This window comes from Kushneria aurantia DSM 21353 (assembly GCF_000382245.1).
GTDB classification, from domain to species: Bacteria; Pseudomonadota; Gammaproteobacteria; order Pseudomonadales; family Halomonadaceae; genus Kushneria; species Kushneria aurantia.
This window is the reverse complement of sequence record NZ_KB907864.1, coordinates 94,410-107,927: the sequence shown is the minus strand read 5'-3', so window position 1 is coordinate 107,927 and position 13,518 is coordinate 94,410. Positions and strand designations below refer to the sequence as shown.

The following is a 13,518-nucleotide window of genomic DNA, read 5'->3' as shown; positions in this document are numbered from 1 at the left end:
GCCATCCATGCCGCCGAACCGACAGGGATGACACCGACTCACCGGTTTTCACAGCGAAATGCCGTGAGCGTTTTCACTTTGACGCTGTCAAAGTGACCCGACCATCAAGCAACCAGGAGCTTTCATGAACAAAGTGTTGAGCGCCGTTACGCTGAGTACCCTGATCATCCTGACGGGCTGCTCCGGCGGCTCCGATGACGACAGCCAGAACAGTGCGAATGAGCAGAACAGCCAGTCGCAGCAGAGCGAGCAGTCGCAGCAGAGCGAGCAGTCGCAGAGCAACGCTCAGAGCGAGCAGCAGAGTGCCGATAGTGGTAACACGGCGCAGCAGGATGACTTCGAATCCGACCAGGCACGGCTGGCCTACGCCGTGGGCGTGACGCTGGCGCGCAATCTGCAAACGGATATGCCCGATCTCGACGTCAATGCCTTCACCGGCGCAATACAGGATGTGTACGGCGACGGCGAAATGCGTCTCAACGATCAACAGATCAGCCAGGTGCTGCAGAACTATCAGCAGCAGATGATCGCCGAACAGCAACAGCAGCAGGAACAGACCGCCGAGGATAACGCCACTGCCGGTCAGAACTTCCTTGAAGAGAATGCCGCACGCGACGGTGTTCAGACGACCGATTCCGGGCTGCAGTACCGGATAGTCGAAGAGGGCGATCAGAGCGTGGCATCGCCTTCGGCCAATGATCGGGTCAGGGTCAACTACGAAGGTCGCACCATCGATGGTGAGGTATTCGACAGCTCCTACGAGCGCGGCGAGCCGGTCACCTTCCGCGTCAGTCAGGTGATCCCGGGCTGGCAGGAAGCACTGGAAATGATGCACCCCGGCGCCGAATGGGAGATTTTTGTTCCCTCCGATCTCGCCTATGGTGAAGCAGGAACCGGCCCCATCGGCCCCAACCAGACACTGATCTTTACCGTCGAACTGCTGGGCGTGCTGGACGACAACGCTCAGGCCAGCGACGGCAGCCAAAGCGGCGGCGGCAGCCAAAGCGGCAGCGGCAGCCAAAGCGGCAGCGGCAGCGGCAGCGGCAGCCAAAGCGGCAGCGGCAGCGGCAGCCAGAGCGGCGCTAGTGGTCAGGCCAGCGGCAGTGATCAGAGCAGCAGCCAGAGCGGCGCCAGCGGTCAGGCCAGCGGCAGCTGATTCGGGCCACACCACCCGCGGATAAAGCCACCGGCAGACCGCCGGTGGCTTTATTTGTGCCGGCCTCCAGGCCGTCACCAGCCTGTGGACAGTTTTGTGGGAAAGCTTTTGGCACGCCTCCAGCGGGCTGTGGAAAAACATGGCAAAGCGCTATTCACGCCCCTTCAGGCGCAAGCAGGCACTTACTTCATAATACTCTCTTAAAGCCCAACCCACTGTTTCTATAGCGTTTTTATAAAACGAGCGATGGACCGACTGCCGCGACAGCTGAAAAGCGCCCTTGTGGTAATGTCAAGCGGATAATATAAAAGCGTTGTGGATAATTAATTGAGAGAATTATATTTACACTGCCCAATCTTTAACGCATCGCTGAGCAGGCCAGCGAAAAATCGTACCAGCTTCCCAATCGACCTCTGTCGGTATTCAGCATTATTCGACCTCGTAGCGGCATGCTCTCTCCTCGGCAGCGTGCCAGCGGCACCTCGCCGCGATAGCTACCGTCAGCCAGAGGCGTCAGCGCGGCACTGCGCACGCGATCATTTTCGAGAGTATGAGAGACCGTCAGCACACCGCTTTGCACCGCCAGTCCGCTGACGTTCACCCGCACCTCGATACCGTCGCGCCCGATCGCTCGCCGCCAGGTGGCCTTCATGTGCCCCGACCGTCCCAAAAAGGTTTCACAGGGCGCCAGCAGCGGCCGACACAGCAATCCGGGTGCAAACCATGTCGCCGTACGCTGATTGGCGGCCCCCACGTAGTAGTAGCCCAGATAGGCCAGCGCCAGGGTCACCGTCACCAGGGTCAATACCACCAGAGCATTGAGCGTTCGCACGGGACCGCGCTGCTGGCGACGTCGTCCGGTTGTCATGGGCCTCCCCGGCTGTATGCGCTCATTCAGAACAGCGCAATTAAAAAATATTCTCATTTGCCTTGACCAGCCAAATGAGAATCGTTATCTTTAAACCGTGGTGATCGCCAGTCACCACATGAACAACTCGATATGTCAGGTGTCGAGTGGTTCATCTCCTCATCAAGCTAGTCACGGTCCTTTAGCCGCCCTCCCGGGCGGCTTTTTTCATTATCTGCCCCGCGTGACGTCAGTCCCGCGCAAGCTTCAAGCTTCCGGCACCCGCCGATAGATCAGATCATAAACGCCATGTCCCAGCCGCTCGCCGCGGGTTTCGAACCGGGTCTGTGGACGAAAATCGGGGCGCGGCACATAGTCACCCTGCACGGAGAGATTTTCAAAGCCACGGGCCTCGCTCATCACCTCGCGCATATGTTCGGCGTAGGGCTGCCAGTCGGTCGCCATGTGGAACTGCCCGCCGGGACGCAGCAGCCGATATACCCGCTCGATAAAGGCGGGCTGCACGATCCGCCGCTTGTGGTGACGCTTCTTGGGCCAGGGGTCGGGAAAGAACAGCTGCAGGGTGTCGATCGAAGCCGCCGGCAGGGCCTCGTCCATGACCTTCAGGGCATCTTCGTGAAAAACACGCAGGTTGGTCAAACCGGCCTTGTCGGCCTCATCGAGCAGCTTGCCCACTCCCGGCGGATGCACCTCGATGCCGATGAAATCGACCTCGGGGTGATGAGTCGCCTGGGCCAGCAGCGAACCGCCCATGCCGAAACCGATCTCCAGCACGCTATGGGCGCGGCGGCCAAAAATCGCCTCGGGGGAGCGACAGCCCTCCTCCAGTCGCAGCCCCAGCCGCGGCAGCACCTCGTCGAGGCCGCGCTGCTGCGCGCGCGTCATACGACCGCCGCGTACGACATAGCTCTTGATGCCGCGCTGCGGAGGGGTCACGTCTGACGGCGTCGAAGCGTTCTGATTCATGAAAATGAGCCACTATCGAGGGTGTTGAAGGTCATCAAGGTCCTGAAGATCAGCTGCCAATGATGCCCTCGGCAGGCGACGACGGACTGGCAGCGTAGGTTTTGCGTGGCATGCGTTCGGCAAGCCAGGCCTCGCGCCCGGCCTCCACCGCCTTGCGCATGGCGCGGGCCATCAGCGCCGGCTGACGCGCATGGGCGATAGCCGAGTTGATCAGTACCCCATCGCAGCCCAGTTCCATCGCGGTGGCGGCATCGGAGGGCGTGCCGATGCCGGCGTCGACCAGAATCGGTACCTGCGCCGCTTCGATAATCAGCGACAGCGCGTGAGGATTGAGCAGGCCGTGGCCGGAGCCGATCAGCGAGCCCAGCGGCATCACCGCACAGCAGCCCATCGACGCCAGCTCGGCGGCGACGATGGGATCGTCGCTGGTATAGACCATCACATCGAAGCCGTCGTCGATCAGCGTGCGGGCCGCGGCGAGGGTCTCCACCACATTGGGATAGAGCGTCTGCGCATTGCCCAGCACCTCCAGCTTGACCAGATTATGGCCGTCGAGCAGCTCGCGGGCGAGCTGGCAGGTACGCGCCGCATCGCGGGCGCTGTAGCAGCCGGCGGTGTTGGGCAAAATGGTGTAGCGCTCGGGTGAGATAACATCGAGCAGATTGGGCTCATCGGGGTTCTGCCCCAGGTTGGAGCGGCGCACCGCCACCGTGACGATCTCGGCAGCGCTGGCCTCGGTGGCAGCGCGGGTCTCGTCGAAGTCGCGATACTTGCCGGTGCCCACCAGCAAACGCGAGGTAAAACTGCGACCGGCAATGACAAGCGGCTTGTCAAAGCGCGGGGTACTCTCGGTGGCACTTCCCGTCATGACACTCTCCTGTTCTCATGCACTACCGGAATCGGCAGCGCTCGGCTGAACGATGCGTATCGGCAGGGCCATAAGCGGGATCAGCCGCCGCCGATGGCGTGCACGATCTCGATACGGTCGCCGTCGCTCAGCGGCGTCTCGGCATGGCGCGTGCGCGGCACGATATGGTCATTGAGCTCCACGGCAATGCGCCGGCCGCCCAGGCCCAGCCGATCGATCAGCTCGCTTATCGTGTTGACACGCTCCAGGGCGCGCGTTTCGCCGTTGATGACAAGCTTCATGGCGGCCTCGCAAAAGCCGGTTCGACAATCAAACGAGCATTATAACGTCACGCAGCGGGAGAGGTTGAACCACCCGCGGTGGCCTTACCACCGCGGGCGAACGTCACGACGCATCCTGCGATGACGCCTTCCCGGGCCATACCGAACTATCGACCTGGTCGGGACGTTTGAGTATCGACGGATTGAAGATCGGCTCACGGGTCCCTTCGCGGCGCTGGCGCTCATAGTCCCCGAGCACCCGTTGAGCTATGGGGAAGAGCAGTACGATGGCGATCAGGTTGACGGTCGCCATCAGCCCCATGGCGAGATCGGCAAAGTGCCAGATAAAGTTCAGCGATGCCACCGAGCCGATCATCACCATCGCCAGCACCGCGAGGCGTACCACCTGGTCGGCCACTCTGGCATGGCGCGGAAAAAGATATTCGGCGTTGATCGACGAGTAGGCGTAGTCGGCCAGAATCGAGGTGAAGGCGAACAGCAGGATGGACAGGGCGATGAACCAGCTGCCGAAGGTGCCCAGATGGTCGCTCATGGCATCCTGAGTGAGCTGAATGCCGACGATATCGGCGCCCGGCGAGCTGCTCATCAACTGCTGATAGACCCCGGAGAGCAGAATCACCACCGCCGTGCAGGTGCAGATGATCAGCGTATCGCACACCACCCCGAAGGACTGCACCAGCCCCTGGGCCGCGGGATGTTTGACCGTGGCGGTGGCGGCAGCGTTGGGCGCCGAGCCCATGCCGGCCTCGTTGGAGAAGAGCCCGCGCTTCACACCGTTTTCCAGCGCCACCATGATGGCGTAGCCGGCCGCGCCGCCCGCCGCCGGGCCAAAGCCGAAAGCACTCTGCACGATCAGTGACAGCATCGACGGCACTTCACCGATATGGGTCACCAGGATATAGATCGCCACCAGAAAGTAGGCGATCGCCATGAAGGGCACGATTTTCTCGGCCGCCCGTGCCACCGACTTGACCCCGCCGTAAATAATCAGCGCCGTCAGGATTACCAGCACGACGCCGGTCAGCCAGGCGGGAATGCTGAAGGCGTTATCCAGCGCCTGTGAAATGGTATTGGCCTGGGCCCCGGCAAAGGCCAACCCGAAGGCGATGATCAGAAAAACGGCAAACACACAGCCCAGCCAGCGCTGGCCGAGGGCACGTTCGATGTAGTAGGCCGGTCCGCCGCGGAAGGCGCCGTCCTCATGGCGCGACTTGTAGACCTGCGCCAGGGTCGACTCGACGAAGGCGGTCGCCAGCCCTACCAGCGCCGTCATCCACATCCAGAAGATGGCCCCGGGACCGCCGATCCACAGCGCCAGCGCCACCCCGGCCAGATTGCCGGTCCCCACGCGGCCGGCCAGTGAAGTAGCAAAGGCCTGAAAGGCGCTGACGCCCTCGCCACTACCGCGACTGGTCACGGTGATGCGCGCCATGTGGCCCAGCAGACGAAACTGCATGAACTTCGTCATGATGGTGAAGATCAGCCCCACGCCGAGCAGCAGGTAGACCAGCACGAAAGACCAGATAAAATTGCTGATGGGATCGGTAACGGCATTGACCGCGCCCTGAATCGCTTGCAGCCACTCCATGTGACGCCTCCTTGCTCCCTGCCGGGCAATGCTGGCCGCGGCGGGGAGAAACATTGTTATCGTCGGTGTGATACGCCCCTGGCGCGTTGGCCGCAAACCCCTGATCCACCAGCGGGATCGGCGGGCGCTTTTGCCAGGCCGATTCAAATATCGTTCAGCGGAGGGAAGTTTACATCATCATGACACAACGTCACGGTTGGCTTTTGGTCGCGCTGTCGGGCATTACGCTGGTCATCATGGGCGCCCTTGGCGCTCATGCGCTGGCGGATCGCCTCGACCCCGAGCGCCTCAATGGCTGGCATACCGCGGTGCGCTACCAGGCCTGGCATACGCTGGCCGCCATGGTCGTGCTGGTATGGCGCGAACGCACGCCGCTGCCCGGCCAGCGCGCCGTACTGTGGCTGTGGGGGCTGGGCACACTGGCCTTTTGCGGCTCGATCTATGCGCTGTCGCTGGGCGCGCCGGCGCTGTTCGGACCGGTGACGCCGCTGGGCGGTCTGGCGCTGATCGCCGGCTGGGCGGCGCTGGCCGTCATGGCACTGCGCAGGCCAGGCGCTCAATGAGCGCTGGCCGCCTTTACCCGGCGCGATTAGCATGAGTCTCATGACACTACCGCTCCCCGATTTTTCAAGGCTGGCCGACGGCGAGGCCCTGGCGAGTATCGAACTGCCGCCCGGCGAGCCGCTGGGAGCGTATTTTCGCCATTACGGGCTGGACGCTCATGTGGTCCACGCCGGGGCGATTCACAGCGGCCACATCGAAGCCGGCGGCTTTCTCCTGTGGGTCCAGGTGTGGACGCCGCAGTGCCCTCCGCGCGGCACCGTGGTGGTGGTACATGGCTACTTCGACCATCTCGGCCTTTACGGCCACCTGCTCGAACGGCTGCTGCTACAGGGGTTTCGCGTCGTGCTGTGGGACCTGCCCGGCCATGGGCTGTCCAGCGGCGAGCGCGCCTCGATCGACAGTTTCGACACCTATGTCGGCTGCCTGCGCGACCTGCTGAGCACTCTTGATGACCGCCAGCTCCTGGCCGCACCGCTGATCGGTATCGGCCAGAGCACCGGCGCAGCAATACTGGCCACCGACGCCCTCGAGCGCCGGCAGGACGCCCCCTGGCAGTCGCTGGTACTGCTGGCGCCGCTGGTGCGCCCCTGCCACTGGCCGCGCTCGCGGCTCATTCACGGCGCAACCGCGCCCTTTTTGCATCACATACCGCGCTACTACTCGTCCAACACCACCGACCAGGCCTTCAGCACTTTCCTGCGCTGGCGCGACCCGCTACAGGCGCGCACCCTGCCGCTGGCCTGGGTGAGTGCGATGCGCCGCTGGATGGCACGGTTGCGTCATTTGTCGCCCGCTTCGCTGCCGGTACTGATCCTGCAGGGCGAGCAGGACGCTACCGTCGACTGGCGCTGGAACCTGCCGGTGCTGACTCGCCTGCTACCGACAGCGCAGGTGGTCTATCATCCTCAGGCGCGCCACCATCTGGTCAACGAAGCGGCGGCGGTTCGTCAGCCGCTGTTCGACGCGCTGGAACACTTTCTTGACGAGCAGATCGATTCGCCATGCGACGTTCCCCGCACACCCTGATGCCACTGATCGCGATAATGTTGCTGGCAGCGTTGCTGAGCGGCTGCGCCGGCATGTCCGGCAGCAGCGACAGCCAGCGCCCGCCGCTGGAGCGGTTGGGCGCCCGCGCCGCCCGGGCCGTGATCGAGGGCGCCGGCAGCGAACAGCCGATGACCCTGCAAATGGCGCCGCTCGAAGCCGACGCGGCGTTCGGCGCCGACGCCGCCCGACGCCTGGATAATGCCCTGACCCGCGCCCTGCTGGCTCTACCCAACGGCCCTCAACTGATTCCCGCTTTCGTTGGACCCGACGACCTGGCGCAGCTGCCCGCCGATCAGTGGTTGCTCACTTCAACACTGCGGGCGCCCTCGCAAGCGCTACAGCTTACAGACCGGCAGCTACAGCCCTACCGGCTGCTGCTGTCACTCTATCGCGGCGGCAGCGCAACGCCCTTCTGGCAGCGAACGCTCGAGGGCGTGCTGGAGCACCGCGATCTGCCACCCTCGAACGCCGACACCTCCCCATGACGGAGAGCCCATGACCGCTTCCCATCTACACCGCGACGGCCCCGACAACCCCTTCCCCGGCCACAGGGCGCTGGAGCGGCGCCTTGGCCGCACACTGCCCCATCAGTTGGGCTCCAACGAGGGGCTCGACATGCCGCATCGAGCGCTGGCCGCCCATCTCGGCGAGCCGCTGGCGGCCCTGGCAAGGCGCTACGGCGACGCCGAGAGTCATGAACTGCGTCGTCTGCTGGCCGCGCGGCTCGGCGTCGACATGGCCGAGTTGACCGTCGATGCCGGCGCCGACAGCCTTATCGCACTGGCGCTGCGCGCCTTCTGCGACAGCGGCAGCACCGTCATTACCAGCGCCGGCACCTACCCCACCTTCCGCTATTTCGCCGAAGGCCACGGCTGCCGGCTGGTCAAAATCGGCTACCGTCGCGACAATCATCAGTTGGCGCCCGATCTCGACGCCCTGCGCGACGCCGCCCACCAGCACCACGCGCGGCTGGTCTATCTCGCCAACCCCGACAACCCCGGTGGCCACCTGCACGATGACGCGGCAATCGCACAGCTGCGCCAAGAACTGCCCGCCGACTGTCGGCTGCTGCTCGACGAGGCCTACCACGAGTTCCGCCCCGATAGCGGCGACAGCCAACAACCGCTGCCCGGCGTGCTGCGACTGCGCACCTTCTCCAAGGCGTATGGGCTGGCCGGGCTGCGGGTCGGCTACGCCATCGCCCCCGCCGACGACATCGCCCTGCTGCAGAAAGTGCGTATTCACTACGCCGTCTCCTCGGTAGCGCTGGAGGCGGCGCGCATCGTGCTCGAACACGACGACGAGATGGCCGAACACGTGCGCGCCGTCATCGAGCGCCGCGAACGGCTGGCGCAGCAGCTCGGCGAGGCCGGCGGGCGGGTCTACCCCTCGGCCACCAACTTCGTGACGGTGGCGCTGGGCAGCGCCGAGCGCGCCGCCCGGGTGCAGCGGGCGCTGTTGACGGACGGCGTGATCGTGCATCGCCCGGCGAACTCCGAGCTGGACGATGTATTGCGCATCACCGCGGTCGAGGAGGCACTGGTGCCGGGACGCCTCAGGGCGCTGGAGGAGGCGCTGGAGGAGGACAGGGCGGGCGATAATACGCTCGGTGAGCGCTGAACGTGGCGATCACCCTGCGCCAGCTGCGCGTGCTGACCAGCATCGTTCACGCCGGTACCCTGACCGCCGCCGCCGAGCGCCTGCACCTGACCAAGCCGGCGGTCAGCCTGGCGCTGGCCGAGCTGGAGAAGCAGTGCGGCCGGCAGCTGTTCGATCGCTACCACAACCGGCTCTACCTCAACGATGAGGGGCGCCGCCTGCTGCCGTTGGCCGACGAGCTGCTGAGCCGCAGCGACGAGCTGGAGACCCTGTTCGAACGCCACGACCGCCTTGCCGGCCAGCTGCGGCTGGGGGCCAGCTACACTATCGGCCACCAGCTGCTGCCCTGGCTGCTGCGCGACTTTCGCGACGCCACCGGCCATCGCGACCAGCGCGTGTCGATTGCCAACAGCAGTAATGTGCAGAGCCGTGTGGCCGCCTTCGAGCTGGACCTTGCGATGGTGGAGGGCGACATCTACCGCCCCGAGCTGACCGTGCTGGCGTGGCGTCGCGACCGTATGCTGATCGCCGCCGGCGTCGACCATCCGCTGGCCGGTCAGCGTCTGGCGGGGTTGTCACAGCTCGATGGCGAGGAGTGGATACTGCGCGAGCCGGGCTCCGGCACCCGCGAGCAGTTCATGCGCCAGGTGGCGCCGCAGCTGGCGCGCTGGCGGCCGGGACTGGAGCTCAACTCGGCGGAGGCGATCGTCAACGCCACCGCCGCCGGGCTGGGCATCACCTGCCTCTCAGAACTGGAAGCGCGCCACGCCCTCGACGACGGCCGGCTGGTGGAGATCACCCTGCCGCTACGGCTGGAGCGCCGGCTGCGGCTGGTGCTGCACCGCGACAAGTACCGCAGCCCGCTGATTCGCCACTTTCTGGCGTTTTGCCGCGAGTGGCGGCGAACCAACTGAGGCAGCTGCGAAAATGCAACGCGGATCTGCCGACCATTTTCCACAAGGTACCAGGCGACAGCCTTCAATCGGACATCACGGCATCAAGATAAAATGGCAGTATCAAAATAATGCCAGCCGTCGTCATCACGGCATCCGCGGCGACCGTCGCGGGAGTCGCCATGACCTTTCCTGCCGACATCAGATAGGAGTCCGGCACGGCAACCCTGACAGGATATTCACGGTCGAGTCGCGCCATCGGGAATTCACCCTTGATCGTATAGCGCCAGCCCTGCAGCGGCTGTTCGAAACGCCATCCTCCTCTGACGTTTCGAAAACCGTTCTCTTCAAGTCTTTGCAGCATGTCGGCGGAGAGATCGTCACGGCGAGGGGAGAGGTGCAGAGTGCCGGAAATTCGATTTGTCCTGTCGATCGCAAAGCCTTGAAACTGTGGATCGAGGGCAATGTCGTAAGTCATCTCCAGCACTCTGGCGAAGGAGGCATCCATATCGAATACGAAAGCGTCGTCGCGGGCCGTAACATAGAGCTGCCCGCTCTCCCGGTTGATATAGAAGCCGTCGACCCAGAAAATTTTGTGCTGTTGATGAGACCACATCATCGATGTACAGCCGGACAGTGCCAGTAAAGCGATAATTGCCACCCGGATCGAACGCCACATTGCACACCCCTTGATTATCATTCTTGTCAGGCGCGGGTCGGATGTCAGGCTTCTGTATGGCCTTCCGCCCCCCTGTCAACCACTGCCGCCTGCCGGCAGGTTTGGCCACGACCCTACATTCCCGCTTCTCGAAGCGCAAATCGCGGGAGCTCCCGGGTCGAGGACCAGAACGACGAGCATGCCTGGCACCGTCCGGTATCGAGGGTAGGGAAGCTGTCCGGTCCCGAGCCGGGCTATCCGGCATCAGATAGCAGCAATCAGGTCATCACGGTCAATACCCCGCCCAGCACATAAAGCAGCAGTATGCTGACGCTTTCGAAGCCGATACCGCCCCAGTTCTGACGCTCGCGGCGAATCAGGCCCATCAGCAGAACGCCCGTCATCAGCAGGGTAATGGCGATCCACAGCAGCACCTGCTGAGGAATGGCGTGATAGATCGAGCCATCGCGATAGGCGATATCGGAGGCGGCGGCAAAGAGAGTGTCGAAGGCGTTGCCACCGATGATACCGGCCACCGCCAGCGTCAGCGCACCGCGCCGTACCGCAGCGATCGAGGTCACCAGCTCCGGCAGCGAGGTCGCCACTGCGGTCAACAGCGCCCCCACGGCGGTGGCCGAAAGGCCGGTCTGGGTGGCGATGGCGGTGGCGGAACGCTCCAGCACCAGCCCGGTCAGACCCAGCGCCGCCGCCAGCAGAAAAAACTGTAGCCACATGACGCTCAGACTGCGCCGGCCGCTGTCCTCGTCCGGCGCGTCCTCGAAGGTCTCGCGGGTACGTTTGGGCTGCCACATGGGATCCTGCTGCGCCTCGCGTACCTTGAGCAGGCCATAGAAGTAGCCACAGAACATCAGCACGGTGACCGGGTGGACGCCGAAAACAGTGAAAGGCGGCGTCCAGGTACCGAGCAGCAGCAGTGACAGCAGGCAGATCAGCAGGGTGGCCTGCATCAGGTTGCCGATCGAGGGGGCGGCATGTTCGAGGTTGGCACGTCGGTAGACCAGATCGGCCACCGCCAGAAAGGCCGTCTGCACCGCAATACCACCAAGGGCATTACTCATCGACAGCTCGGCGTTGCCGGAGGCGGCCGCAGCGATCGACACCGTAATGCCGGAGAGCGAGGTGGCCGCCCCCAGCATCACCGAACCGGCGATCGCCTCGCCCAGCCCGGTACGATCAGCCAGCCGGTCGACGACGCCGGTCAGATAAGTGCCCACGGTGGCGATAATCAGCGCACAGAGGACAAAAACCCCTATCGCGACCGGTAGCGACAGCGACCCCAGAAAAGACAGCACCTTGAACTCCCCTGCCAGAGGACGCCTCCGGCGTCCGAAGCCACAAGGTTAGTCATCGATACAGTAGCGCGCCAATGGCACTATTCGCTGTCGTCAAGAATCTTTAGCCGCCCGGCGTCGAACTGCTCCGGCCAGTCGCGGCGCAGCAGCACCTGGCCGTCATCGCGCAGCCGCGCCACCTCGGCAAGGTTCAACTCGACGTGCAGCCAGCTGCTGTGGGGCGCGCTGATCTGCTCGCTCTGGGCCAGAATGCCGCTGGCCGGCATACCGAGATCGGCCGGCACATAGACGCCGGCGCGGCCGTAGTTATAGTCCAGCGCCGGCGACCAGGGCGCCTCGCCCACGGTGGGCGATACCGCCACCACCAGCTGGTTTTCGAGCGCCCGGGCACGGGCGCCGGTGCGCACCCGATAAAAACCCGACTCGGTATCGGTACAGCTGGGCGAAAGAATCAGATCGACGCCCTGCTCCGCCAGTGCGCGGGCCGCCATGGGAAATTCGTTGTCGTAACAGATCAGAATACCCAGCCGCCCCAGGTGGGTATCGAACACCCTGAGCCCGCGGCCACCGCTGATGCCCCAGTGCTCGCGCTCGAAGCGGGTCATGATCAGCTTGTCCTGGCTGCCGATCAGCCCCTCGGGGCCGAAAAGCCAGGCGCGGTTGCGGTAGTGGCCGTCGTCGTCCAGTACCGGCGCGGTGCCGGGCAGCAGATGGATGCCCAGCCGCCGCGCCAGCGCCTCGCACTGCGCCAGCCAACCGGGCAGGCGCGGCTGCAACGCCTCGATCGAGGCGTGCAGATCGCCGCGCACTCCGGGTGCCATCTGGCCGGTCATCACCAGCGCGGCGTACTCCGGCAGCACCAGCAGTTCGGCGCCGCGATGGGCCGCCTGCTCGATCAGCCACGCCAGGTGCTCACGGTATTCCGATTCGCCGTCGAACAGCTCGATGGCGTACTGACACAGTGCCAGATGCATGGGCGATCCTCGTCGGGGAAGGGAAAAGGCGTTACCGCAGCGCCCTCAGTCGAGCGCCTTGAGCCAGAAGCTCAGCGTCTTGTGGGTGGGCTGCGAGGCGTCGATGTCCTGCCACGCAAAGCGGGCGCGCAGCTCCGGGCGGGCATGATAGCCGCGCCGCTGCCAGAACGCATCCAGTGGCCGATAGTCGGCCGGACGCAAGGGGTGATCCGGTGGGCGCTCCACCGCACAGAAGGCGGCGAGACGCACGTTGGGCAGCGCTCGGGCGTGGGCCTCGCGCTCGTCGAAAAAGCGCACACCCAGGCCGCGACCGCGATAGTCGGGCAGTAGAATCGACTCACCGAAGTAGCAGACAGTATCGATATCCAGGCCCTGCGCCCTGAAGGGGGCGATAAAGGCCTCATCCTCGTGGGCCAGCGGCAGTGCAGTACTCATGCCCACCGCCCGCTTGCCGTCGCGCACCAGCACGCAGAGACTGTTATCGCTTGTTGCGTAGGACTCAAGATAATCGTGCTCGTAGCCGATTGAACCATCGTAAAGATAGGGAAATTCGCGAAAGATACGGATACGCAACTCGGCCAGCTCGTCGAGCCGGGAACGGATCTGTGCGCCGTAAAGATGTACAAGCTCCATTGGACTCTCCTGCGGCATGGGAAAAAGTTACCATGTGCCGGCTTTGGCAAGGACTGCAGGCGGCCGGCGGCGTTTTTATATCAGCTCGCTCCCGTGCAGGTCGCGCGCCA

The 13,518-nt window shown here is 64.2% G+C and carries 15 protein-coding genes; 6 read left to right on the top strand and 9 right to left on the bottom strand.

Annotation, left to right across the window (positions count from 1 at the left end; translation table 11 throughout):
- Window positions 1-124: 124 nt before the first annotated feature.
- On the top strand, window positions 125-1,156 hold the full coding sequence (bamJ, locus tag H146_RS20160) for a BamJ family beta-barrel-assembly machinery protein (protein WP_019950460.1): 1,032 nt from the start codon (window positions 125-127) through the stop codon (window positions 1,154-1,156).
- Between the two features lie 358 nt (window positions 1,157-1,514).
- On the opposite strand, the gene H146_RS0103465 is transcribed toward bamJ, so the two are convergent.
- The 5 genes from H146_RS0103465 to H146_RS0103445 form a co-directional block, all read right to left on the bottom strand.
- Window positions 1,515-2,024 (bottom strand): hypothetical protein, encoded by a 510-nt coding sequence (locus tag H146_RS0103465; RefSeq protein WP_019950459.1) that lies wholly within the window; start codon window positions 2,022-2,024, stop codon window positions 1,515-1,517.
- 246 nt (window positions 2,025-2,270) lie between these two features.
- Entirely contained in the window at window positions 2,271-2,990 is a 720-nt protein-coding gene (trmB, locus tag H146_RS0103460) for a tRNA (guanosine(46)-N7)-methyltransferase TrmB (protein WP_026351721.1), read from the bottom strand.
- A gap of 49 nt (window positions 2,991-3,039) precedes the next feature.
- Window positions 3,040-3,858, bottom strand: a complete 819-nt coding sequence (locus H146_RS0103455) for a thiazole synthase (RefSeq protein ID WP_019950457.1) — start codon at window positions 3,856-3,858, stop codon at window positions 3,040-3,042.
- An 80-nt stretch (window positions 3,859-3,938) separates the two neighbouring features.
- Window positions 3,939-4,139 carry a sulfur carrier protein ThiS gene (thiS, locus tag H146_RS0103450; protein ID WP_019950456.1) on the bottom strand — a complete coding sequence of 67 codons (201 nt, stop codon included), beginning with the start codon at window positions 4,137-4,139 and terminating at the stop codon, window positions 3,939-3,941.
- Window positions 4,140-4,242: 103 nt separating this feature from the next.
- Entirely contained in the window at window positions 4,243-5,727 is a 1,485-nt protein-coding gene (locus tag H146_RS0103445; protein WP_019950455.1) for an alanine/glycine:cation symporter family protein, read from the bottom strand.
- 179 nt (window positions 5,728-5,906) lie between these two features.
- On the opposite strand from H146_RS0103445, the gene H146_RS0103440 reads away from it, so the two are divergent.
- From H146_RS0103440 to H146_RS0103420, 5 genes are read left to right on the top strand one after another with little or no spacing between them, the layout of a single operon-like run.
- Window positions 5,907-6,290, top strand: a complete 384-nt coding sequence (locus H146_RS0103440; RefSeq protein ID WP_019950454.1) for a DUF423 domain-containing protein — start codon at window positions 5,907-5,909, stop codon at window positions 6,288-6,290.
- 31 nt (window positions 6,291-6,321) lie between these two features.
- Window positions 6,322-7,317, top strand: a complete 996-nt coding sequence (locus H146_RS0103435) for an alpha/beta hydrolase (RefSeq protein WP_019950453.1) — start codon at window positions 6,322-6,324, stop codon at window positions 7,315-7,317.
- Window positions 7,293-7,823 carry a hypothetical protein gene (locus tag H146_RS18310; protein WP_019950452.1) on the top strand — a complete coding sequence of 177 codons (531 nt, stop codon included), beginning with the start codon at window positions 7,293-7,295 and terminating at the stop codon, window positions 7,821-7,823. Before H146_RS0103435 ends, H146_RS18310 begins: the two co-directional genes overlap by 25 nt.
- Window positions 7,824-7,833: 10 nt before the next feature.
- Window positions 7,834-8,958 (top strand): pyridoxal phosphate-dependent aminotransferase, encoded by a 1,125-nt coding sequence (locus H146_RS0103425; RefSeq protein ID WP_019950451.1) that lies wholly within the window; start codon window positions 7,834-7,836, stop codon window positions 8,956-8,958.
- Window positions 8,959-8,960: 2 nt separating this feature from the next.
- On the top strand, window positions 8,961-9,851 hold the full coding sequence (locus H146_RS0103420) for a LysR substrate-binding domain-containing protein (RefSeq protein WP_019950450.1): 891 nt from the start codon (window positions 8,961-8,963) through the stop codon (window positions 9,849-9,851).
- 64 nt (window positions 9,852-9,915) lie between these two features.
- On the opposite strand, the gene H146_RS0103415 is transcribed toward H146_RS0103420, so the two are convergent.
- From H146_RS0103415 to H146_RS0103400, 4 genes are all read right to left on the bottom strand, one after another.
- Window positions 9,916-10,509, bottom strand: a complete 594-nt coding sequence (locus H146_RS0103415) for a hypothetical protein (protein WP_019950449.1) — start codon at window positions 10,507-10,509, stop codon at window positions 9,916-9,918.
- 257 nt (window positions 10,510-10,766) lie between these two features.
- Entirely contained in the window at window positions 10,767-11,801 is a 1,035-nt protein-coding gene (locus tag H146_RS0103410; RefSeq protein WP_019950448.1) for a sodium:calcium antiporter, read from the bottom strand.
- 80 nt (window positions 11,802-11,881) lie between these two features.
- Complete coding sequence (locus tag H146_RS0103405) at window positions 11,882-12,775, bottom strand: carbon-nitrogen hydrolase family protein (RefSeq protein ID WP_019950447.1); 894 nt, start codon at window positions 12,773-12,775, stop codon at window positions 11,882-11,884.
- 45 nt (window positions 12,776-12,820) lie between these two features.
- The gene (locus H146_RS0103400; RefSeq protein ID WP_019950446.1) at window positions 12,821-13,408 is read right to left on the bottom strand and encodes a GNAT family N-acetyltransferase; all 588 of its coding nucleotides are present in this window, start codon (window positions 13,406-13,408) and stop codon (window positions 12,821-12,823) included.
- Window positions 13,409-13,518 lie beyond the last annotated feature (110 nt).